Consider the following 21166-nt stretch of genomic DNA (forward strand, 5'->3'; position numbering starts at 1 on the left):
GTGGCTAAAGGTGCAGCAGTTTCCGCCTTTTACCAATCGGTTGCCACTAATATGGCTGAACTACCGGTGTACAACGCTAAACTCGAAGTTGGCACTACCGGGTTTTTGCCAGTAGACGGTTCCTGGCTCGGCGTGGTGGTGACCCCCTGGTGCATGAATATTGTGCTGGTTCCGGAAGTGGAAAGTCAGCACAACGAATTTCAGGTGGGTGAAAAGTTTTTTGTAACGCTACCGTCGGGCCAGTACGAATTTATTCGTGCCTACGCCAGTACGCTTGGTGATTACGCTATCTGTTCGGTATTTTCGCCCATGTTTGATTTTACCGAACAGGTCAGCGCTATGCAGACCGCTCAGGAGGTACTTGAGGCCTTGTTTAATGAGGAGCATATTGCTCCATCTGAGCGTCAGGCGGCTGAGCAAACCTATCGGGAACAGCGGGAAATCTTTGCCAGACAGCAGGCCGAACAAGCCGCCACTGAAGTACAACAAGAGGTGGGAGAAGAAAAGCCCGCGTTAAGTCGACGCGCTTTTCTGACCGGCAGCTTTCGTGGCAATGAGGATACCCGGATATGAATATCGCCGCTGAGTTAGCTGCCAGTCAGCCTGCTAAAAACGAGGCTAAAACACCGTCGTTAACCGGTGGTATTCAGGTCACGCTGACGTATCAGCGTGATCACATTACAAAGGTAGATGTACAGAACTCACGCCCCTTTGCACTGACCCGATTGTTTGTCGGTAAACCCACGCAGCGAGTGTTAGGAATGATACCAGCGCTGTTTTACATTTGTGGTATGGGGCAGTTAATTGCCGCATTAAGAGCCATTGAAAGTGCAGCAGGGATAACGGAGCAACTGCATACCCGGCAGGCCAGAGATGCCTTAATTTATGCTGAATCCTTGCGGGAACAGGTGTTTAGCTGGGTCAGCCACTGGGCGCCGCAGCATAAAGCGAAATTAAGCCCGGTGGTGGACTGGTTTAAGCAATGCCGTAAGCAACTTGGCTGGTGTTTAGTTGTAGGGGCGACTGCGCCATCAAACGAAGATAACCAGGCCACAATGCAGGCATTACTAACGCAATTACACGCCGTAATGCAGTCGTTTGTAACTACCCCTGGTGGTGTTGCCGGCGAATTGCTCGATGAGCAGATAAACCAACAGCTGGAGCGTTTGAGTACTTACGAGTTAGCCGCAGGTGCTGCACAACTGGCACTGGCAAGTACAGATGAGTTAAATGCGGTGCTGGCTGAGTTGACCAGTGATACGACACCGCTGTTTTGCCAGTATCCAGTGGTGCGTCATACACCGCGCGAAACAGGTAGCTGGGCAAGGCAACAGGGCAGTGTTACCTTGACCGGGTTGCAAGGGCGAATTTGTGCGCTTTACCGGGAGCTGGAGCAGGCCACAACAGGATTTGCTGACATCGTCGGCGCGGCAAATACCGCAAAGGTAGAGCCAGTTATGCCAAAGGGCTGCGCTATAGTGGAAACCGCCCGGGGCAGTCTGTTACACAAAGTCGAACTAAACGCGGATAACAGCGTTAAGAGCTATCAGATTATTGCGCCAACAGAGTGGAATTTTCATCCTGAAGGCAGTCTGAAAATGATGTTAGAAGGGGCAAAATTACCCTGGGACGAGGTTACGCCTATGGCAGAAATGCTGATCAGTCTGCTCGACCCCTGCGTACCCTGGCAGTTGGAGTTAAATCATGCATGAGATGTCTATTGCGGAAGGGATCCTGCAGGTGTTAGAAGAACAGGCTGTTACTCAGCAGTTCGAAAAAGTTAAAGCCGTGTGGGTAGAGATTGGCCCACTGGCAACCATCGAAGCGGACGCATTAACCTTTTGCTTTGATGCAGTAATAAGAGGAAGCCTGGCCGAGGGCGCCAGCCTGCATATTATAAAATTAGCAGGAAAGGCCTTCTGTTTGCAGTGTCTGGATACCGTCCCGGTCACGCAACGTTACGATAGTTGCCCTGTTTGTGGCAGTTACCAGTTACAGGTAACGCAGGGCGAAGAAATGAGAATAAAAGAACTAGAGGTAGCATAAACATGTGTACGGTTTGCGGTTGTTCAGAAGGTGAAGTGAGCATTGAAAACGGTCATAGTCATGGGCATTCCCATGACCACTCCCATGACCATGCCCACGGACACCATCATCATGATCATGGCCACCATCACCACGGTGATCACAGCCATGCTCATTCTCACGCTCACGCCCACAGTCATGACGACCAGCATGACCATAGTGGTATTGAGAGCGATGGCGACAATATTCATTTTGGCAAAGGTCCAGCCCATGCACATGTGGCCGGTTTAAGCCAAAGCCGGATGGTGCAAATAGAGCAGGATATTCTGGGTAAAAATAACCAGTATGCTGCGCAGAACCGGGTGCGCTTTGAACAGCAGTCGATGTTTGTGCTCAACCTGGTTTCCAGTCCGGGTTCAGGCAAAACTACGCTGCTGACCGAAACGATTAATCAAATAAAGGACCAGTACACCGTAGGTGTAATCGAAGGCGACCAGCAAACGGCGAACGATGCTGATCGTATTCGTGAAACCGGTGTACAGGCAATTCAGATTAATACCGGTAAGGGGTGCCATCTTGATGCCCACATGGTTGGCCATGCGCTGGAAAACTTCAGTGGTTTAACCGGTGGCGTGCTGTTTATCGAAAACGTTGGTAATTTGGTTTGTCCGGCCTCGTTTGACCTGGGGGAAGCCGCTAAAGTATCAATCTTATCGGTAACCGAAGGGGAAGATAAGCCGCTTAAATATCCTGATATGTTCCACGCTTCAGAGCTGATGATCCTGAATAAAACCGATTTGCTGCCGTATCTGGATTTTGATGTGGAACGCTGTATTGAATACGCAAAACGGGTTAATCCGGATATTCAGATTATCCAGCTTTCAGCGAAGAGCGGTGAAGGCATGCAGCAATGGATTGATTGGATCAACACCAAACGGGCAGCGATTATTGAATCCCGTATTAATATGCTTCAACAACAGATAGAGCAGTTCAAGGCGATTTTATAATGACAATCTCTCAACGTCCGATTGTGTTATGCGTTGATGATGAAGTCCGTTCGCTTGAAACCCTTGAGCGTACGCTTGATGAAGAGTTTGACGTATTAACCGCCAACAGTGCCGATGAGGCACTGCAATTGTTGGAAAACCATGATGTCCAGGTCGTGCTGTGTGATCAGCGCATGCCTGACCGTACCGGTGTGGAATTGCTCACCGAAGTGCGTGATCGCTGGCCCCAGGTAGCCCGCCTGATTTTGTCGGGCTACACCGATTCTGAAGACATTATAAAAGGCCTTAACGAAGCAGGCATTTTACAATACATCACTAAGCCATGGCATCCGGAAAGTCTGCTGATGATTATCCGCAGTGCGTGCAGAATGTGTGCCCTGCAAAGCGAAAATGCGCTGCTGAATATGGAAATGCGCCTGACCGAAGAGCAGGCCGAAAAGCAGGTTAGTGAGAAAAAAGCGCATTTGCGTAACAGTTTTCAGCTGGATGAAATTAAGCGTCATGGGCAAAGTCCGCTGAATAAAATCTGCGATCAGGTGAGCAAAATTGCCCCTTATGATGTGTCTGTGCTGATTACCGGCCCTTCCGGGGCAGGTAAAGAACTGTTTGCCCGCGCGTTGCATTACAACAGCCTGCGTGCTGATCGCCATTTTGTAGTGGAAAACTGCGGGGCCATGCCCGATGAGCTGTTAGCTTCGGAACTGTTTGGTCACAAGAAAGGTTCTTTTACCGGTGCGATTACCGACCACGTTGGCTTATTTGAACAAGCCGACGGCGGGACTATTTTCCTTGATGAGATTGGTGAAATCAGCCCGGCATTTCAGGTTAAGTTATTACGTGTACTCCAGGAACGGGAAATTCGTCGCTTAGGCGAGCAACAGCGCCGTAAGGTTAATGTGCGCGTAGTGGCATCGACTAACCGCGATCTGGAAGAAGAAGTACGCGCCGGCCGTTTTCGGCAGGACTTGTACTTCCGTCTGGCCGAAGTCACATTGGAATTACCCGCTTTATCACGCCGTACTATCGACATTCCTGTGCTGGCTAATAGTTTTTTACAAACCGCCATGCACCAGTTTGATAAACCGGTAAAAGGCTTTAGCGAAGAAGCGCTGACCTGCATGAAACGCTACAGCTGGCCGGGTAATGTACGGGAGCTGCAAAACGAAGTGCGCCGCATGTTAGTAATGTGCGAAGGCGACTGGTTAACAGCGGATTTACTTAATCCTCGCGTGCTACGCGCCGCGCCGGGTGCTGAGGATGAAGAAATCGATATGCTGGCGGGCCTTGAAGGTACGCTGAAAGAAAAAGTCGAGCTGCTGGAAAAACGCATTTTGCGGGAAACCCTCATCCGTCACCGCTGGAATAAAAGCAGTGCATCACTGGAATTGGGGTTATCCCGAGTAGGTTTACGCTCTAAATTAGAACGTTACGAGCTGGAGAAAACCGGTGATTCTGAAACCAGTAAACAACATTAAACGCCGGGGAGAATAAGTATGTGTTTAGGGATCCCCGGACAAATTGTCGCGATCACTGATGAAAGTTTGCAAACCGGCATCGTGCAGGTGTCGGGCGTTAAACGCGAGGCTAACCTAAGCTGCGTGGTACCGGCCGATGGCAATTTACAATCGCTGGTAGGCTGTTGGGCGCTGGTTCATGTTGGGTTTGCCATGAGCATCATCGACGAAGAAGAGGCTCAGCGAACGCTGGAAATACTGGCTGAAATTGGTGAGTTACAGGAAGAACTCGACGCCATGCAACAAGGTGCCAGGGCGTAATCCCATGAGTGATGAAACAGGTAATCAGTCAGTACTGGCAGCCTTTTACCCCTTTGCCTGCAATACCGACAAAGCGGAAAAAGCCAGCCAGGACAACTTACAGATGGCTTTATTAAATTCCATAAAAGCCAAGGCGAGAGATAGTCTGAGTGTAAAAGAGCGGTTTTTTGCCGAGCACAGCGAAGACCTGCTCAGCGCCGCCAACAGCATCGCTAAAACCTATCGCCAGCAGGGCAAACTGCTGACGGCGGGGAATGGCGGTTCGTCTTGTGATGCAGCGCATCTGGCCGTGGAGTTTATGCATCCGGTGACGACCGGCCGTCGGGCACTACCTGCAGTTAATTTATCCCAGGATACTGCCATGATTACGGCGGTCAGTAACGATGTGGGCGTAGAGCATGTTTTAACGCGGCAACTTTCTGCTTTAGCCGGTAAAAACGACACGCTGGTTGTGTTCTCTACCAGCGGTAATTCTGCAAATTTGGTTGAAGCCTGCAAAAAAGCCCGATCGCTGGGGGTTAATGTGATTGCCTTTACCGGCAAAACCGGTGGTGAGATTAAAGCCAGACAACTGGCCGATACCTGCCTGACGGTACCCAGTGAAAGTATCCACCGTATTCAGGAATGCCATTTAGCCTGCTACCATATTTTATGGGATTTGGTGCACAGCATACTGGCCGAAACTGCGCCAGATAAGCCTGCCCAGGAGAATAGTTAATGAAGTTTGTTGATGAGTTTCGCGATCCGGAAATGGCGAAACGTGTACTGGAAAGAATTCACGCCGTGGTAGATGAAATTCCCACCACGAAAGAGCGCCCGCTGCAAATTATGGAAGTATGCGGCGGTCACACTCATTCTATCTTCCGTTATGGACTGGAAGAGTTACTGCCAGAAAAAATCGAAATGGTGCACGGCCCTGGTTGTCCGGTGTGTGTACTACCCATGGGGCGCGTAGATGACTGCGTGGCTATTGCCGAACAACCTGATGTTATCTTCACTACTTTTGGCGACGCCATGCGTGTGCCGGGGTCCAAAAAGAGTTTGCAACAGGCCAACTCTGATGGCTGTGATGTGCGTATGGTGTATTCGCCAATGGATGCCCTGGATATTGCCAGAAAGAATCCGGATAAAAACGTGGTGTTTTTTGGTTTGGGTTTTGAAACTACTATGCCAAGTACGGCACTGACGTTATTGCAGGCCGACCGGGAAGGTATCAGTAACTTCTCTCTGTTTTGTAATCACATCACCATTATCCCTACTATTAAAGCCATCCTGGACTCGCCGGATATGGTGATAGACGGCTTCTTAGGCCCGGGCCATGTGTCTATGGTGATTGGCAAAGCACCTTATGAATTTATCGCCAGTCAGTATAAACGCCCGCTGGTGATTGCCGGTTTTGAGCCCCTGGATATTCTGCAATCCATGCTGATGGTGGTAGAACAAATTAAACAAGGCAAGGCGCTGGTAGAAAATCAGTACAAGCGTATTGTGCCCGAGCGGGGCAATGGCAACGCTTTGCAGGCGGTGGGCGAAGTTTTTGAACTGCGCGAGTTTTTTGAATGGCGCGGACTGGGATCTATTGATCACTCCGGCGTTCGCATTCGTGAAAAATACGCACGCTTTGACGCTGAAAAACTGTTTGCCGTGGAGCCTGCCCATGTTGCCGATCCCAAAGCCTGCCAGTGTGGCGAAGTGCTTAAGGGCGTTTTAAAACCCTGGGAATGCAAATTATTTGGCGAGCAATGCAACCCTGAAACGCCTATTGGCGCATTGATGGTGTCTACCGAAGGGGCCTGCTCGGCCTATTATAGCTATGGCAAAATCGATATTCGCCAGGCCGTATAACCTTAAGAGATAGCAGTATGAACAAACCTCAACGGACCTTACGGGCCACAACCATTACCATGGCACACGGTGCTGGCGGCAAAGCCATGCGCGACTTAATAGAAGATGTCTTTGTGGGCACCTTTGCTAACCCGGATTTGGCCCAACTCGAGGATCAGGCGCGTTTTGACCTGGCTGAACTGATGCAAAGCGGGGCTAGGCTGGCCTTTACCACCGATTCTTATGTGGTCGACCCGGTAGAATTTCCTGGCGGTGATATTGGCTCTCTCGCCGTTAACGGAACCGTAAACGACATCGCCGTGTCTGGCGCTATTCCTAAGTATCTGTCCTGTGGCATGATCTTAGAAGAAGGGCTGGATGTAGCGCTTCTGCGCCGTGTTGTCACTTCTATGAAAGAAGCGGCTGATAAAGCGGGTGTAACCATAGTAACCGGTGATACCAAAGTCGTGCCGAAGGGCAAGGGCGATAAAATATTTATTAATACCAGTGGTATTGGTGTGATCCCCGAAGGTGTTGATATTTCGGCGTCTAACTGCCGGGTTGGCGACAAAATTATTGTTAATGGCCTGATTGGTGATCACGGTGCCGCTATTTTGAATGCCCGTGGTGATTTGGCGCTGGACGTTGAACTTGAAACCGACTGTCAGGCACTGAACGAACTGGTGCAAACCATGTTGAAGGTGTGCCCGCAGGTTCACGCTATTCGCGATGCGTCCCGTGGCGGCGTGGCGACAGTATTATGCGAGTTTGCCGAATCATCGGGTGTGAGTATTCGGTTGCAGGAAGAGCAAATCCCGGTGCGCGAAACCGTACGCGGTGTTTGTGAGATTTTAGGCCTTGATGCGCTGTATTTTGCCAACGAAGGTAAGTTAGTGGCGTCGGTACCCGCCGATTCTGCAGATGCCGTACTGGACGCAATGCGCGCCCATCCTGCGGGTAAAGACGCGGCAATTATCGGGGAAGTGATTGAATCCAAATACAACCGCGTATTAGTGAAAACTCACTTCGGCGGCGAGCGTATTCTGGATATGCTGGTGGGTGAACAACTTCCGCGGATTTGTTAGCGTTACGTTAGCCCGGTAATGCCGCTAAAAAGGCGTCAGCTTATGATGGGTAATTGTTAGTTGTGGGAAACGAAGCAGAGGCTTAATCTTTGATTATGGCGAACACACAGCTATCGTAAAATTGCCCGTTTTTAAATATTGCTTTTTTAAGCGTGGCTTCCTGCGTAAACCCACAGCGTAGCAACAGCTGTTTAGATGGATGGTTGCTGCTAAACACAGTGGCAAAAATGCGCTCAAGTTGCGTGGTGGTAAACACTTCTTCAACAATGAGCTTTATTGCCTGAGAAGTAATACCGCGGCGCCAGTGCGATTGAGCCAGCCAATAACCTATTTCGCCGCTGCGCTCATATTCAAATTCGCCAGGCATAACCCCAATGCAGCCAACTAGCTGCTCATCAACCTCAATGGCACGAACAACGCCACTTTGACTGCCCTCGGCTACCCACCATTTGGCGTCTTCGGTGGTATACGGATAAGGAATTTTAGTCGACAGGTAGCGCACCACATCTGGCTGGTTGAGTATGGTAGTAAGCGGCTGAATGTCACTTTCGCAGAACGGGCGCAGAGTGAGCATAATTTCTTCATAAGGTGATAAATGCTGGCACAGACGATACCATGTTACGTCTGTGCCAGCATGAGGCTATGCGGTAGATTTGGAGAGAAAATGCAACAAAATGTTGCGTAAAACGTGTTATCACCACATAGCAAAAAGCTATCTGCTGGTGACAGATAGCGTTAAACAACGGTTGAAGCGTTTTAGCTATTTGCTCTTGGCTACATTGATTTTTTCAGCGTCGTGGTAGCCGGCGTCGTTTGCTGCTGTATCGTTATCCAGTTTAAAGTCCAGCTGCACTAAAATACCGGTTTGTCTTTGCGCCTTACCACCCTGAATGCGTGGTTTGTATTGCCACTGCTTCAGCGCTTTAATGGCGTTTTGGCCAAACACACCTTCAGGTTTTGCTTCAACAATGGTGATGTTGTCGGTAGCGCCGGTTTCGGTAATATCAAACTGTAACACTACCGAGCCTTCAATATTTTGCTCAGCTGCCTGAGGCGGGTATAAGGGGGCAACGCGTTTTACCGGAACCGCCAAATTAACTTTGTCTGCTTTAACGCTGTTGCCGGGCAGGTTGGCAAGAGCGGTGTTAGCAATTAATAACGTAAAGGTAGCAATGGCTGCAACGCCAACCACTTTGCTCGCCTTCAGGGGCTCACTGATAAGATTGAGTCGTTTTATCATGGTACTTTTCTCTCCAAAAGTAGGGTAGGTTGTGAGTTGAAATGAAGTGTGCTCTGCGCACGTCACCAGTGCTTTTGCGTAGAGCAGTTTTTCGGTTTCGGATTTGTTTCGTAAAACCAGGCTGTCGCAGGCTAACTCCTGGTTAATACGGTAAGAACGGGTGGCTAACCACACCAGTGGGTTAAACCAAAAAAGTGTGGCGATAACTAATGCCACTAAATTCCATACATGGTCGAAGCGCTGCATGTGCGTGTGCTCATGCTCAATAACCAGCTGTTGTTGAGCTTGGCTTAAACGCTCGGTAAAGTACCTGGGAAGCAGAATTTTAGGTGCAACAAAACCAAACAACATGGGCGTGCTTGCCAATTGTGAAATCCAGACATTGCCATCACCAGGCTCGGGCCTGGTGACAGACCGCGCCAACTGCCAGTACTGAAAAACAATTAAACTGGCAATAATGCTGGTACCTGTGGCCCAAAGCGTGAACAGGAGATCGTTTTGCGACACTTCAAAGGCTGGCGACATACCCACCACATAACGAGTAAAACTGTCACTCGAAACAGACAAAACCTCGCTGGGTAAATTGTTCACCAATAGTGTAACGGGAACGATGAGCCACAACCGGTACATTAGCTTTATGCCTATTCTGGCTGTTGCAAAGTGCTCAAGGGCAATCAGCAGTAACAGTGCTACAGATAAAGGCCCTTGCTGTTGGAGTAGCCAGTCAGTCATTGTTTTGCTCCCATTTTTTAATCAGCGCTTTTAGCTCATCGACATCCTGCCTGGATAACGCATTTTGGTTAGCAAACCCGGCAACCAGGGGAGCGACTTTGCCTTTAAACAAGCGGCTCACAAAAGTGGTGGTTTCTTTTTTTGTGTACTCATCGCGGGCGATCAGCGGGCGGTACAGGTACTGACGCTGCTGCTTTTCAAAATCCAGTACGCCTTTTTTTACGAGCCGACTTAATAACGTTTTAACGGTTTTCTCATGCCAGTCTTTTTTGGTATTCAACCGGTCGACAATCTCACCGGACGTAGCGGGATAGTCGTCCCAAATTACATCGAGTACATCAAACTCAGCGTTAGAGATATCTGCTTTGGGCGCTTGGCTCATGGTTCACCTGTATCAGTTTGCTGGATAATCCATAGAATTAAAAAGGATTACGTTTGTAGTCTTAATGTTAAGATTACATGTGTAGTCAACTTGCGCAAGTGCTTTTTAGAATTATTTTTGAACAGCAAAAAAGTATGCGCCTGTTCAAACAGGCCATCTGTAATTAATTACCCATTATGTTGTAGTTCTCATCGATAGCGATAAATGGCACCAATTGAAAAATGATAATGGTTTGTAATGAAAGGAGTTTTAGTATTATGATGAGTGAATTATATTCACCAAAACGGTGTAAGTTTTTACACCGTTTAAATATATATTAAATTGTTTTGTGCTATCGTAAAGCAAAAACTAAAAGGAATTATTTGTGAATATCAATGCAACACTTGCAGGCCAAGTTATTGCCTTTATAGCTTTGTTTATGGTGGTTGTAGGGTACCAACTTGGCAAACGCAAAACTCAAACACCCTCTCTCACTGCATTCGTTGGATTTTTAACAGCTTTTGTTCCACCGTTGGCCATCATTTTCTTGGCTATCCTCGTCTTAAAAAACGACATACCACAGCAGGCTAATGAGTGAACGCACATAACAAAACGCTTAAGACGCAATCCGCAGGGCGGCCTGCTGGGACACAAACACGCGGGGCGCTACGCTATTATGCCCCACGTGTTTATGCCCCTTAGCTTAGCGTTAGGTATAAGATATGGAAATAATTCAAAATTTCACTTCTAGCAATGCTGCGTTACTAGTTTCTATAATCGCCTTAATATTAAGTCTCGCTTCTTTCAACTTAGCTCGAAGAGCACATCTACATCAAGTGCTCAGAGACCAGGAAGACGCAAAGAGGGCAAAGTTACATCGGCGAAGAGAAACTTTGAATATTTATAATTTACATATGAGTAAATTAATTGGGGTTAAAGATAGACTAGAGTCGACTTTACGTAGGGCAGAAGCTCTTATACCTATATCTCAATTTGAAAATATATGGGAGCTGAGCAGAATCAAAGAGCTTCATGATATAATCACAGAAGACATTTCTAGTTCAGATAGGCAATTCAAAAATTTAATAGAAAATATTGATTTCCTTGACGATCAGGATGAGATGCAAGTTTCAGCACTAGTGGATCGGACAAAGCAGGTGCTAGATCCTATTTCTATTGAAGCTACAAATATTTGTAATGATATAGATACAATGCTTAGTAAAGCTGTTAACAAAGACCGCGTTGAGCCAGCAGAATAGCCTAACGAGGTGCGCCAATTCGCACCTGCTCTTAGCGTTATTGGAAAGCTGTGCGTGTAATTCAATTGTATAGAGAAAAAAATTTAGGGATTATTTTATGATTAAATCAGGTTTTTACGATGATGGTGGGGAAAGCCGAAAGTTTATAAGAATCGATCTTTCTTCGAGCAAGCATAAAAATCGAGTGGTCGATATTTGTCAAATTTATAACCCCGAAACTAATGAGTTTCAATATGATCTTACTGCTAAGTGGACAGATCAAAAATACCATCCAACAATGTTTCTCTCAGAGTCTGATTTGATGGAGCTTTCTAAGGAAATCAATTTACTAGTTGATGAAATTGAGGCTAAAGATAAATAACTCTAACAAGCAAATTAAATCGCGAGCTGGGACAAAAACACTGTGCCGCTGAAAGCTTAGCACTGCGTTTTTGCCCTTTATTTGGAAGTTAGCTCTCAAAGGAATGTTGAAGTGTTGAAAATTTTTTTACTCGTTTTCGTTCTGGCAGCGATAGCTTATTTCATCTATCCAAAGTCACCCGAGGCCCGGGAATGGCTCATATCAAATAACAACAAGCACGCTCTTGCTGGAAATAGATTTGCTAGTACTCAGGACGCTATTAGTTTCGTAGAAAACCTGTATAGCATTGGAGCAGTTAAAGTGACTATTCCCAAGAGTGCAATCTATGACAGTAACAACCGAATCCAACAAGAAGGAGGGCCTTACGCAGACGCTTTGGAAATATCTTTACCTGGTACGCAAAGCGAAAGGGAGGCAATATTCAATATTGTAAATCAAGAAGCTACTAACCAAGGCATGGCCTTTAATCCAGAAAGTGATGTTATAAACAATAAGTTGCTACTATGGTGGGATTAATCAGTAAGCGGGCCGAGCGTATCACTGCTATATGTTCTTAAAATAAATGAATCGAACGCAAAAAAAGAGCCGATCCTAAGATCGGCTCTTGCCCATGGTATTCAATAATTGGTGTGGGTCACCTAAATTGAAAACAACGATACTCCCATCATTGCAATAACCAGCCCAATTAATCTGCTTGCAGAAGGGATGCTGTGCGAGACCAGTTTCGACACAGCAAAGCCCGCCATAACCAGTGTGGCGCTGGTCATGAGGAAACCTGTTGCAAACAGAAAAGGGACGGAGCCGGCGGTCTCGAGACCATGGGCAAAACCGTGAAACATCGCAAAACAGGCAGCCAGGCTAACCGCCAGACCCTGAGTTACGTTTTTACGAGTAGCGATTAACAGACCAGTCATAACCGATGTCAGCACAATGCCCGTTTCCATAAACGAGAAGCTGATGCCGGCTAATCCCAGAGTAAAACCACCAAGCAATAAAGCAAAGAAAGCAGTAAGCATTGAACGTGATTGCTTAGCAGCAAAGGTAGAAGCCCAAAAACCCATAGCGATCATCGCAATAAGATGATCCGCGCCCATTAGCGGGTGGGTAAGGCCTGCCATCAAAGAATTATGAACAGTATCGTGACCAGTATGAGCTAATGCTGGAGCAGCAGTAGCAAATGAGAGTAACAGGCCGCTGGCTAATTTTATTTTACGTGTCATGTGTTTATTACCTTACTGCGAATAGTCGAACAGTTTTATTGTATTTACGCCGATTAAATGCCACAGCGTATATCATTTTTGTTGTCGTTATCTGCGTATGCAATACGAACTTGTCATATACCTGTAAGCAAACGCAGTGCCAAAGTTGTAATTCAACCTTATTGTGCTTTAAGTCGCAGAAAAACAAAGTCTTTTTGTTTTTTGCTGATAGGTGTAACGATTAAAAATACTGGTAACTTGCTTGCCAGTTGTTATGCAGAGTGCAATCACCAGTACGGTATCCTTCTATAGCATACTAATATGAATTTATTCCGCGTACAGAAAATAAAAGTAAGTCACTTTGCCCGTAAATAACGCCTTAGCGCTTTGCGTATAGGATACCGGCAAAGTGAATAGCGATTAGCCACCACATTGTTTGTTGGAGCAGCATATGAATGTCGTAGATGGTAGGGAAAAAGCCATAAAAAGCCTGTTTGTCCGGCGGTAAATCAACACCAAGAATGGTTAGCGGTATTTCATAATTACTCACAAGTAACATCCCGGTTGCAGCCAGCAGAAAAATCGTTGCGAACAAGGCAAAATGCGTCGCTTTGATAAATAAGGCATGAACCGGTGATGTGGGTTTTATACGCTTGAGAGGTTTGCTTAAAAAACGCGGAAAAAGCAATCGCGCCAAAGTAAAGAGCAACAGAGCAATCCCCGTTACGGCATGCATTTCGACGGCGTACTGACGATGTTCCAGTTGTCCTTTAATATCCCAGTCGACGTTATGCAGCTGAGTTGATAGGTTCATTAACATCAGTATCAACAGCAGGGCAGATATCCAGTGCAGTGCTCTGTCTGTTAAATAAGATTTTGACATGGCGATTACTCTCCTAACCAACGGACTATGTTTAGCAGTAGTTGTTGGTTTTGCTTTGCTGATGTTGCATTCATACCCATTTTCCAACTGTCCTCACCGTCTTCGCTCACCTGTGCGGTAAACATGCCAGCCTCGCCAAATATGGCTAATTTACCTTTGCCTACCGTTAACAGGGCACCCTGATATAAATGGGTTGCATCGAAAAAGGGTGTGTCGTCGTCAATTTGCCAGGATTTATCTGGCATCCAGCTAATCGCAGGGGTAGTAAACTGCAGTACCGGAATCGCCTTGTTGGGAATTGAAAATCCTTGTCCAAGAAAACCCTGAACAGAACTGATCGCATTCGGCCCCTTTAATGGCGTAACAGGACTTTCTGCAATACTGCCAGCTGATTGCGTAAAAAATTGTTCGCTTTGTCCCTCAACTTCAACGTAGCCGTTAAAAAAGCCAAAACCGAACACTTCAGCTAAGTCTGCTGAGGCTGCTGGCCAGGGCATATGATCAGCGATAAGAAATAAAGCCCCGCCTTGTTTTACCCATCGGTACAGGACGTTAATTTCTTGCCGGGTAAAGGCTGAATAAATGGGTAGATCCCAATTTGTTTCATTTTTCTCGTTTAATGCATTGGCAATAACCAGAATGCCAGTCTTTTCAAGAGATTCCTCAGAAAACAAGGCGGAGTGACTTTTAACGTTAAATCCATCGGCCGCTAAAACTTTTGCAAAGGGGGCATAGCGATTTTCAAGGGTGTGGAAATTAAAATGCGCGTTGTCTATAGACACTACCGGGGCGTCTGCCGCCTGGCAATAAGCGCATCTGAAAGGCGTTGGGTTGTACTCTGTATCGACCTTTTGTTCGGCAACCAGCCGCACAGGCAACAAGAGCGCGAATAAAAACAAGGTTTTCAGCATTCATTCAATCCCTGAACTGGTTTAATCGATTAATGTGGGGGCAGACGATACTTAACTGAAGGTAAATAGTCTATGCTGTAATGGTAAGCAAATGTGTGCAGCGACATAAAGTTGGGTTGCCCCAAAACCGTTAATAACTTGTGCCTGCTTTCTGCCAGATTTTGTAAAACAGTGACAGATGGTTAGCTTACAGAACCGTTGAATGCTTCTTAACCAAAAGAATAAGACATATCTCCCACACCTCTGTACGAAATATCTTACAAATCTGTGAGAAATTGTAGTCATGTGTATACCCTTAACTTCTCAATTGTTTTTATAAAACCTTGATATTTATAGCTTTTTGTTATTGTTTGTTGCAGTTTTATGACAGGTTATCAAAGAAAATTCGTTTTTGTACATTAGTATAAATCTGCTATCGGCGTATTATGAACCTGTCACAAGGAAACACGACGAGTCAGGAAGACACACGGATGAACTTGGGATTGCTCAGGATGAGTAAGACGGAGCAGGAGCTTAGTCTAGGGAAGCAGGACAGGTCTGGGAGACCGCAGGACAACTCCAGGATGGAGATTGCTGTAGCAGGATGTACAGCGAATGATGGATTTACGGAAAGGGATCTGTTCAGGATGAACAGCTCACACAGGACAGTGTGAGAACACGGAAAAGGCGAAAGGGAGCTTAATCTGGAAGATTAATGTTGCAATGGAACGCTGAGAAGGACTTTCAAAATTCAGAGAAAACGATGGCTGATGCCATCGTTTTTTTATGCCCGAAAAACACCAGCCCCGTTGGTTTTCGGCGTTAAAACGCAGGCACTGTGTCGGCTATGGCTAAGCGGTGTTTAAGCTGTTGTCGTTATACTATGATGGTTGTTCAGCAGTTAAAAGGGCACAAATAGTATGGCAGACAGGCATGATACGGCGTCAGTATATGGTTTTCAGACACTGGAATCTGATGCGCATGAGGACAACGCTGCCATTCCTACCGAGTGTGCGCTGGCCATCAGTTACAACCAAATAAACTATGCCGTCATGATGGTAAGTCCAAACGATTTACAGGACTTCGTGACCGGATTCAGCCTGACTCAGGGTATTATCGATGCACCTGAGCAATTTCGCAGTATTACCATTACCCTCGAACAACAGCAGGGAACCGCGGAGATTGAATTAAGCGCCCGTGCGCAGTTTCAGTTAACCAAACAGCAGCGCCAAATGGCAGGCAGCTCCGGCTGTGGTATTTGTGGGGTAGATGCACTCGAAAGTGCTCTGCCTGAACTTGCCGTTCTGCCACCAACGGCAATACCGGCTTATACTGCATTTAATCAGTTACGCGATCGTATTCGGGATTTTCAGCATGCTCTGCACTCAAGCGGGGCTCAGCATGCGGCGTTTTTTATTCTGAACGATGGCACCATCACCCATTGCCGGGAAGACATTGGTCGCCATAACGCCATGGATAAACTGATTGGCGCTCTGGTGCGTAAAAAAGCAGATCTGCAAAGTGGCTTTATGGTACTCACCAGTCGCTGTGGACTGGAATTGGTGCAAAAAGCGATTCGGGCGGGGATATCTACCCTGGTGACCTTGTCAGCACCCACCACGCTCGCAGTGGAGTGGGCCAGGCGCTATCAGCTCAACCTGATCCATGTTCCGCATCACAATGCGCCCCGGATTTATCACCGAAGTGACATCCCGGGTTAATCATCAGCTTTGCTGCACCGGGATCCGGTTGTCGGCCTTAGCTGCCTCAATTCTGATTGCGATATATTTAGAGGTTGGTGTGTAGGAATGCTCGCCATAACTTTCCAGCGGCACCAAACCATTGGCCTCGGGGAAATACGCGGCTGCCTGGCCTTCTGGAATATCATAGGCCACCAGGGTGAAGCCCTTGGCGCGGCGCTCGCGGCCATCATTCCACAGTGAAATCATATCTACCTTATCGCCATCACTAAAGCCCAGTCGCGAAATATCCGTCTGATTTACAAACACCACGTAGCGCTGACCAAATACACCGCGGTAACGATCATCAAGGCCATAAACAGTGGTGTTGTACTGATCGTGGGAACGCAGGGTTTGCAGGATAAGATCAGGGGTTACACCTGCCGGCAACTGCTCGGGTAATAACTGGCCGGGCAGGGCATTAGCCGCAAATCCGGCTTTTTGTGTTGCCGTATTCCAGTTCCTGTGGGTGGCCGGATTCGACAGGTGGAAACCGCCGGGGTGGTTGAGCCTGACATTAAAATCACTAAAACCTGGGATGGTATCGGCAATTAAATCGCGTATGTTGCCGTAATCGCTGATCAGTTCATCCCAGTCTACCGGCGAATTTTCGCCCAGAGTTGTCTTGGCAATACCGGCCACAATTGCTGGCTCTGAGCGCAGCAACTTAGAACCAGGAGGGAGCTGGCCATAGGAAATATGAACCATAGAAAACGTATCTTCTACCGTAACGCCCTGGGGTTTTCCATTCTGGATATCAGCTTCGGTGCGGCCCAGACAAGGCAAAATTAGCGCGTCTTTGCCGGTGATAAGGTGTGAACGGTTTAGTTTAGTGCTCACATGAACGGTGAGTTCACATTGTTTCAGCGCTTCATGTGTTCTGGGCGTATCCGGTGTAGCCTGAGCAAAATTACCGCCCATGCCGATAAACACTTTGGCCTGACCCTGTTCCATAGCCTGAATGGCTTGTACCACATTGTGCCCCGGTTCTCTTGGCACGTTAAAATTAAAGCGTTTATCCAGCGCATCCAGCAACCACTCGGGGGGCTTCTCATCAATGCCCATAGTGCGGTCGCCCTGCACATTGCTGTGGCCACGCACAGGTGATAGCCCTGCGCCGGGTTTACCAACGTTGCCGCGCAGCAGCTGTACATTGATAATTTCCTGAATGATCGCTACAGAGTGCTTGTGCTGGGTAACGCCCATGGCCCAGCACATAATAACCCGTTCTGCTTTGCGGTACATGGTGGCCGCCAGTTGAATATCGTCCTGACTGAGCCCTGACTGTTCAACAATTTCGTCCCAACTGGTGGCATCAACCTGGGCCAGGTAATCATCCACACCACTGGTGTGGGTGGTGATAAATTCATGATCAAATACGGCTGGGGTATTATTTTGCTGAGCTTCCCGTTCCCACTGCAGCAGGTATTTGGCAATACCGCGCATTACCGCCATATCACCACCGAGTGCCGGGCGGAAATAAGCCGTAGTCGTAGGCGCATCGCCATTGGTCAGCATTTCTAAGGGGTGCTGTGGGTGTTGGAAACGCTCAAGGCCGCGTTCTTTAAGCGGGTTAAAACACACTACCTGAGCGCCGCGTTCCACTGCCTCGCGCAGCGGTTCCAGCATTCGGGGATGATTGGTACCGGGGTTCTGACCAATGACAAAAATAGCGTCAGCTTTTTCAAAGTCATGAAATACCACAGTGCCTTTACCCACGCCCACGGATTGCTTCATCGCGTGGCCACTGGCTTCATGGCACATGTTGGAGCAGTCGGGGAAATTATTGGTACCGAATGCACGCACAAATAACTGATATAAATAAGCCGCTTCGTTGCTGGTACGGCCGGAAGTATAAAACTCGGCCTGATGGGGCGAGTCCAGCTGATTAAGGTGTTTGGCTATCAGAGCAAAAGCGGCTTCCCAGCTGGTTTCAACGTATTTGTCGGTTTGCGCATCATAGCGCATCGGATGGGAAAGCCTGCCTTGATCCTCCAGCCAGTAATCGCTGTGTTCAAGTAACTTAGTTACCGTGTATCGAGCAAAAAAGTCCGGCCCAACCTGACGGCCTGATGATTCCCAGTTTACCGCTTTCGCGCCGTTCTCACAGAACTTGACCAGGCCATTTTCAGGCGATTCGCCCCAGGCACAGCCCGGGCAATCAAAGCCGTGGTCCTGGTTGGTTTTTAACAGCGCGCGCAGGTTTTTAAGTGGCTTTTCACTGGCAATCCAGCTTTTGGTAACACTTTTTAAGGCACCCCAGCCGCCAGCTGCAGCAGTGTATTTTTGAACAGACTTATCCGTCATTGCAGTTCCTGATCCTGCGCGGTTCCAGGTCCGGCAGTCTATTTATTTTGCTGTACAGCACAGTAAAGCAGAAATGCAGGAAGCCGCGCAAACGCAATTCCGTCAGTCCTGTATCTTTTTACGACTAGCGTCATTCTCGCAGAGCAAATTCCAGTACGCAGTCCGAGTCGAGCAGGTAAGATTGCAATGGCGTTAGCCTAATGAAGGTCAGGGCACTAATCTGATCCCGGGTATATTCTCTGCTTACTTCAAAGTACTGAGAGCTGTAATCTGCCCCAGTTGCGCGTAGCTCAACATAGGGACGCTGGCGGAACAACCAGGTGCCGGTGGCGTGCTGCTTTTGGAAGGCATCGGCAATGGTCCCCAGAAACTGGTAAGAACCGTCGTTTTGCAGCGTCAGCGTGATATCGGTGTCACAACCCGAAGCAATATAGGAGCGGGCCACGTCCGCTTTTCGTAGACCTTTTTTCGCGCCTTCAAGGGAATATAAAAACAGTGCGGCCGAATCTTTGGTGTACCAGTGATTGCCTTCCGTCATGGCCTGCTGGCGTGAAATCGTAAAGCCATTGGCCTCAGTGACCTGCTCTATGTGAGTTAGGAGCGCTGGTTTGGACAGCACTAATGAATAGAGTATGGTGTTCTGCTCTATGGTGGTCGGGAATTCAAAGTTGTTGGATTGCACGGCAAATTCTTTGTTGCCTAACGCTTCTTCCAGCGATTCCCGTTCTTGCGGGGTAAGGTATTTTGCGTAAAGGTAAACCGTTGGCTGATGCGCACAGGCCAACAGTGCAGTGCAACACACTACTAAGCTAAAAACTCTGAACACCGTTGTTACCATTATTGACAATAGAGTAATGCTACACAGTATCAGTTTGTTTTTGATAAATAAAACATTAGGTTAGGTTACTGTTTCCAGTGAGTAATATACGTGTTAAACCCAATCGTGTACTCAAGGTGGAGTTGATTGTTATCTTCTACATTCATGATTAACTGAGAACTTGTTCCGCCACTGAGGGAGGGGTCGTTAGTCTGAGTGATTGAAATAGTATATTGATCATGTTGGTAACTAATACGGCCTGTATAATAAACCTGTGACATGTTGCCCCACATATCAGCGACGACATAGTCCGTTCGCCAGTGCACTGCCTCTTTAGAATCGGGGGCAAATCTGATAGTTGCCGACATCGCGGCAGTAAAATCGACGCCATTTTGGCTGTAGCCCGTTAAATACCATTCGCCTTCAGGAAAGTAGATGGTCGGCTTTTTCGGCTCAGGGTCAGGTTCTTGCTTAGGGTCAGGTTCTTGCTCAGGCTCAGGCTCCGGATTTGGTTTTGGAATTGGATCAGGACGAGGTATGTGATCAGGTCCTGGCGGTGGAGGATTGGGTAAAAATTTAGGCAAAAGGATTAGGCCCACGCCTATCACAATAAGAATAATTGAGGGATTACTGACATTAATCTTAATGCCAAAGCCTTCTACATTACTGTTGCGTGAGCCATCGCCTTGTTTGCCTGACACAAACAGGTAAAGCCCAACCAGCACAAGTGCCACACCCACTGCGATGATAAAGGTATCAAACATATCCATTGTTTCTGGTTCCGAATCCGTCGGTAAAATACACGCCGGTTAAAATACCAGCAGTTCACTCAGTGAATATAGCGCATTGCTCAATAAATCGCCAAGTGCTTTGTGGGGAGGGTGTTAAGTAGTACCAAAGTTGTTGTACTTATGGGCTTTAGCAGTGCTACCGCCACTGTGATAGCATTTGCTTAATTTACATTTAGAGCTGATATGGTCATTCTGTCGAAATTGTTGTTAGCCGCGCTTTTATTATTGCCATCCGTTGCATTTGGCCACGGTGTGGATGAAAGCACCCAGTCGTTTTTACAACAAAATGAAGGCCTGCAGTTTTTCCCCTTTATGTATATCGGGGCTAAGCATATGTTTACCGGCTATGATCACCTGTTATTTTTGTTCGGCGTGCTGTTCTTTTTAAACCGTGGGCGAGAAGTGCTGCTGTATATCTCCATGTTTACCCTGGGTCACAGTATAACGCTGCTCACTGGTGTGCTGGCCGATATACAGGTGAATGCTTATATAATTGACGCCATCATTGGCTTTTCCGTGTTGTATAAAGGGTTTGATAACCTCGGCGGTTTTAAACGGTTTTTTGGCCGGCAACCAGACACGCGGGCAGCGGTGTTGATTTTTGGTTTATTTCATGGTTTTGGATTAGCGACCAAATTACAGGTATTTGAACTCTCCGGTGACAGCCTCTGGCTTAATTTACTGGCATTTAATCTGGGCGTGGAAATCGGTCAGATCATGGCGTTATTACTGATGCTGATAATTATTAATGCCTGGCGAAACTCGGCCTCATTCGTTAAATTTTCAACTATTACCAATTCGTTTTTGATGAGTGCGGGCATGATGTTAATCGGCTATCAACTCACCGGCTATTTTATTGGTTAAGGCAGGT

At 47.4% G+C, this 21166-nt stretch carries 24 protein-coding genes; 15 read left to right on the top strand and 9 right to left on the bottom strand.

All coding sequences use genetic code 11. The annotated features are described in order from the left end of the window. From hybE to hypE, 9 genes are read left to right on the top strand one after another with little or no spacing between them, the layout of a single operon-like run. On the top strand, positions 1-573 hold the full coding sequence (gene hybE, locus BFC17_RS13890) for a [NiFe]-hydrogenase assembly chaperone HybE (protein ID WP_070177064.1): 573 nt from the start codon (positions 1-3) through the stop codon (positions 571-573). After that, on the top strand, positions 570-1712 hold the full coding sequence (locus tag BFC17_RS13895) for a nickel-dependent hydrogenase large subunit (RefSeq protein ID WP_070177065.1): 1143 nt from the start codon (positions 570-572) through the stop codon (positions 1710-1712). Before hybE ends, BFC17_RS13895 begins: the two co-directional genes overlap by 4 nt. After that, the gene (gene hypA, locus BFC17_RS13900) at positions 1705-2046 is read left to right on the top strand and encodes a hydrogenase maturation nickel metallochaperone HypA (RefSeq protein WP_175439573.1); all 342 of its coding nucleotides are present in this window, start codon (positions 1705-1707) and stop codon (positions 2044-2046) included. Before BFC17_RS13895 ends, hypA begins: the two co-directional genes overlap by 8 nt. A gap of 2 nt (positions 2047-2048) precedes the next feature. Further along, a complete protein-coding gene (gene hypB, locus BFC17_RS13905) occupies positions 2049-3032 on the top strand; it encodes a hydrogenase nickel incorporation protein HypB (RefSeq protein WP_083271739.1) in 984 nt (327 codons plus the stop codon). Then, a complete protein-coding gene (locus BFC17_RS13910) occupies positions 3032-4507 on the top strand; it encodes a sigma-54-dependent transcriptional regulator (protein WP_070177067.1) in 1476 nt (491 codons plus the stop codon). The genes hypB and BFC17_RS13910 overlap by 1 nt, the downstream gene beginning before the upstream one ends. An 18-nt stretch (positions 4508-4525) precedes the next feature. Next, positions 4526-4807 (top strand): HypC/HybG/HupF family hydrogenase formation chaperone, encoded by a 282-nt coding sequence (locus tag BFC17_RS13915; RefSeq protein WP_070177068.1) that lies wholly within the window; start codon positions 4526-4528, stop codon positions 4805-4807. 4 nt (positions 4808-4811) lie between these two features. Then, positions 4812-5525: a D-sedoheptulose-7-phosphate isomerase gene (locus BFC17_RS13920; protein ID WP_083271740.1), complete on the top strand. Its 714-nt coding sequence runs from the start codon at positions 4812-4814 to the stop codon at positions 5523-5525. Next, a complete protein-coding gene (hypD, locus tag BFC17_RS13925) occupies positions 5525-6652 on the top strand; it encodes a hydrogenase formation protein HypD (RefSeq protein WP_070177069.1) in 1128 nt (375 codons plus the stop codon). Before BFC17_RS13920 ends, hypD begins: the two co-directional genes overlap by 1 nt. 17 nt (positions 6653-6669) lie before the next feature. Further along, on the top strand, positions 6670-7716 hold the full coding sequence (gene hypE, locus BFC17_RS13930; RefSeq protein ID WP_070177070.1) for a hydrogenase expression/formation protein HypE: 1047 nt from the start codon (positions 6670-6672) through the stop codon (positions 7714-7716). Positions 7717-7798: 82 nt separating this feature from the next. Here the strand turns inward: hypE and BFC17_RS13935 are convergent, their stop codons facing one another. The 3 genes from BFC17_RS13935 to BFC17_RS13945 form a co-directional block, all read right to left on the bottom strand. Further along, positions 7799-8290 (bottom strand): GNAT family N-acetyltransferase, encoded by a 492-nt coding sequence (locus BFC17_RS13935; protein WP_070177071.1) that lies wholly within the window; start codon positions 8288-8290, stop codon positions 7799-7801. A 186-nt stretch (positions 8291-8476) separates the two neighbouring features. Then, a complete protein-coding gene (locus tag BFC17_RS13940) occupies positions 8477-9688 on the bottom strand; it encodes a M56 family metallopeptidase (RefSeq protein WP_070177072.1) in 1212 nt (403 codons plus the stop codon). After that, positions 9681-10070 carry a BlaI/MecI/CopY family transcriptional regulator gene (locus BFC17_RS13945; RefSeq protein ID WP_070177073.1) on the bottom strand — a complete coding sequence of 130 codons (390 nt, stop codon included), beginning with the start codon at positions 10068-10070 and terminating at the stop codon, positions 9681-9683. Before BFC17_RS13945 ends, BFC17_RS13940 begins: the two co-directional genes overlap by 8 nt. Before the next feature lie 364 nt (positions 10071-10434). Here BFC17_RS13945 and BFC17_RS13950 point away from each other — a divergent pair, with 364 nt between their 5' ends. The 4 genes from BFC17_RS13950 (at position 10435) to BFC17_RS13965 (ending at position 12185) form a co-directional block, all read left to right on the top strand. Continuing rightward, complete coding sequence (locus BFC17_RS13950) at positions 10435-10647, top strand: hypothetical protein (protein ID WP_070177074.1); 213 nt, start codon at positions 10435-10437, stop codon at positions 10645-10647. A 124-nt stretch (positions 10648-10771) separates the two neighbouring features. Further along, on the top strand, positions 10772-11308 hold the full coding sequence (locus BFC17_RS13955; protein WP_070177075.1) for a hypothetical protein: 537 nt from the start codon (positions 10772-10774) through the stop codon (positions 11306-11308). A gap of 97 nt (positions 11309-11405) precedes the next feature. After that, positions 11406-11669, top strand: a complete 264-nt coding sequence (locus BFC17_RS13960; RefSeq protein WP_070177076.1) for a hypothetical protein — start codon at positions 11406-11408, stop codon at positions 11667-11669. A gap of 111 nt (positions 11670-11780) precedes the next feature. Continuing rightward, the gene (locus BFC17_RS13965) at positions 11781-12185 is read left to right on the top strand and encodes a hypothetical protein (RefSeq protein ID WP_070177077.1); all 405 of its coding nucleotides are present in this window, start codon (positions 11781-11783) and stop codon (positions 12183-12185) included. A gap of 122 nt (positions 12186-12307) precedes the next feature. On the opposite strand, the gene BFC17_RS13970 is transcribed toward BFC17_RS13965, so the two are convergent. The 3 genes from BFC17_RS13970 to BFC17_RS13980 form a co-directional block, all read right to left on the bottom strand. Then, positions 12308-12889: a HupE/UreJ family protein gene (locus tag BFC17_RS13970; protein WP_070177078.1), complete on the bottom strand. Its 582-nt coding sequence runs from the start codon at positions 12887-12889 to the stop codon at positions 12308-12310. Positions 12890-13247: 358 nt separating this feature from the next. Further along, positions 13248-13751, bottom strand: a complete 504-nt coding sequence (locus BFC17_RS13975) for a cytochrome b/b6 domain-containing protein (RefSeq protein WP_070177079.1) — start codon at positions 13749-13751, stop codon at positions 13248-13250. 5 nt (positions 13752-13756) lie between these two features. Then, complete coding sequence (locus tag BFC17_RS13980) at positions 13757-14662, bottom strand: DUF4350 domain-containing protein (RefSeq protein ID WP_070177080.1); 906 nt, start codon at positions 14660-14662, stop codon at positions 13757-13759. An 899-nt stretch (positions 14663-15561) separates the two neighbouring features. Here BFC17_RS13980 and fdhD point away from each other — a divergent pair. Continuing rightward, complete coding sequence (fdhD, locus tag BFC17_RS13990) at positions 15562-16362, top strand: formate dehydrogenase accessory sulfurtransferase FdhD (protein ID WP_070177082.1); 801 nt, start codon at positions 15562-15564, stop codon at positions 16360-16362. 3 nt (positions 16363-16365) lie between these two features. Here the strand turns inward: fdhD and BFC17_RS13995 are convergent, their stop codons facing one another. From BFC17_RS13995 to BFC17_RS22575, 3 genes are all read right to left on the bottom strand, one after another. Continuing rightward, positions 16366-18687 (bottom strand): FdhF/YdeP family oxidoreductase, encoded by a 2322-nt coding sequence (locus BFC17_RS13995; protein ID WP_070177083.1) that lies wholly within the window; start codon positions 18685-18687, stop codon positions 16366-16368. Between the two features lie 130 nt (positions 18688-18817). Next, on the bottom strand, positions 18818-19513 hold the full coding sequence (locus BFC17_RS14000; RefSeq protein ID WP_139142083.1) for a hypothetical protein: 696 nt from the start codon (positions 19511-19513) through the stop codon (positions 18818-18820). Between the two features lie 77 nt (positions 19514-19590). Beyond that, positions 19591-20274 (bottom strand): hypothetical protein, encoded by a 684-nt coding sequence (locus BFC17_RS22575; protein WP_070177085.1) that lies wholly within the window; start codon positions 20272-20274, stop codon positions 19591-19593. Positions 20275-20478: 204 nt separating this feature from the next. Here BFC17_RS22575 and BFC17_RS14010 point away from each other — a divergent pair, with 204 nt between their 5' ends. After that, complete coding sequence (locus BFC17_RS14010) at positions 20479-21159, top strand: HupE/UreJ family protein (protein WP_070177086.1); 681 nt, start codon at positions 20479-20481, stop codon at positions 21157-21159. The last annotated feature ends 7 nt before the right edge of the window (positions 21160-21166 follow it).

Source organism: Marisediminitalea lipolytica (assembly GCF_001758465.1).
Lineage (GTDB): Bacteria > Pseudomonadota > Gammaproteobacteria > Enterobacterales > Alteromonadaceae > Alteromonas > Alteromonas lipolytica.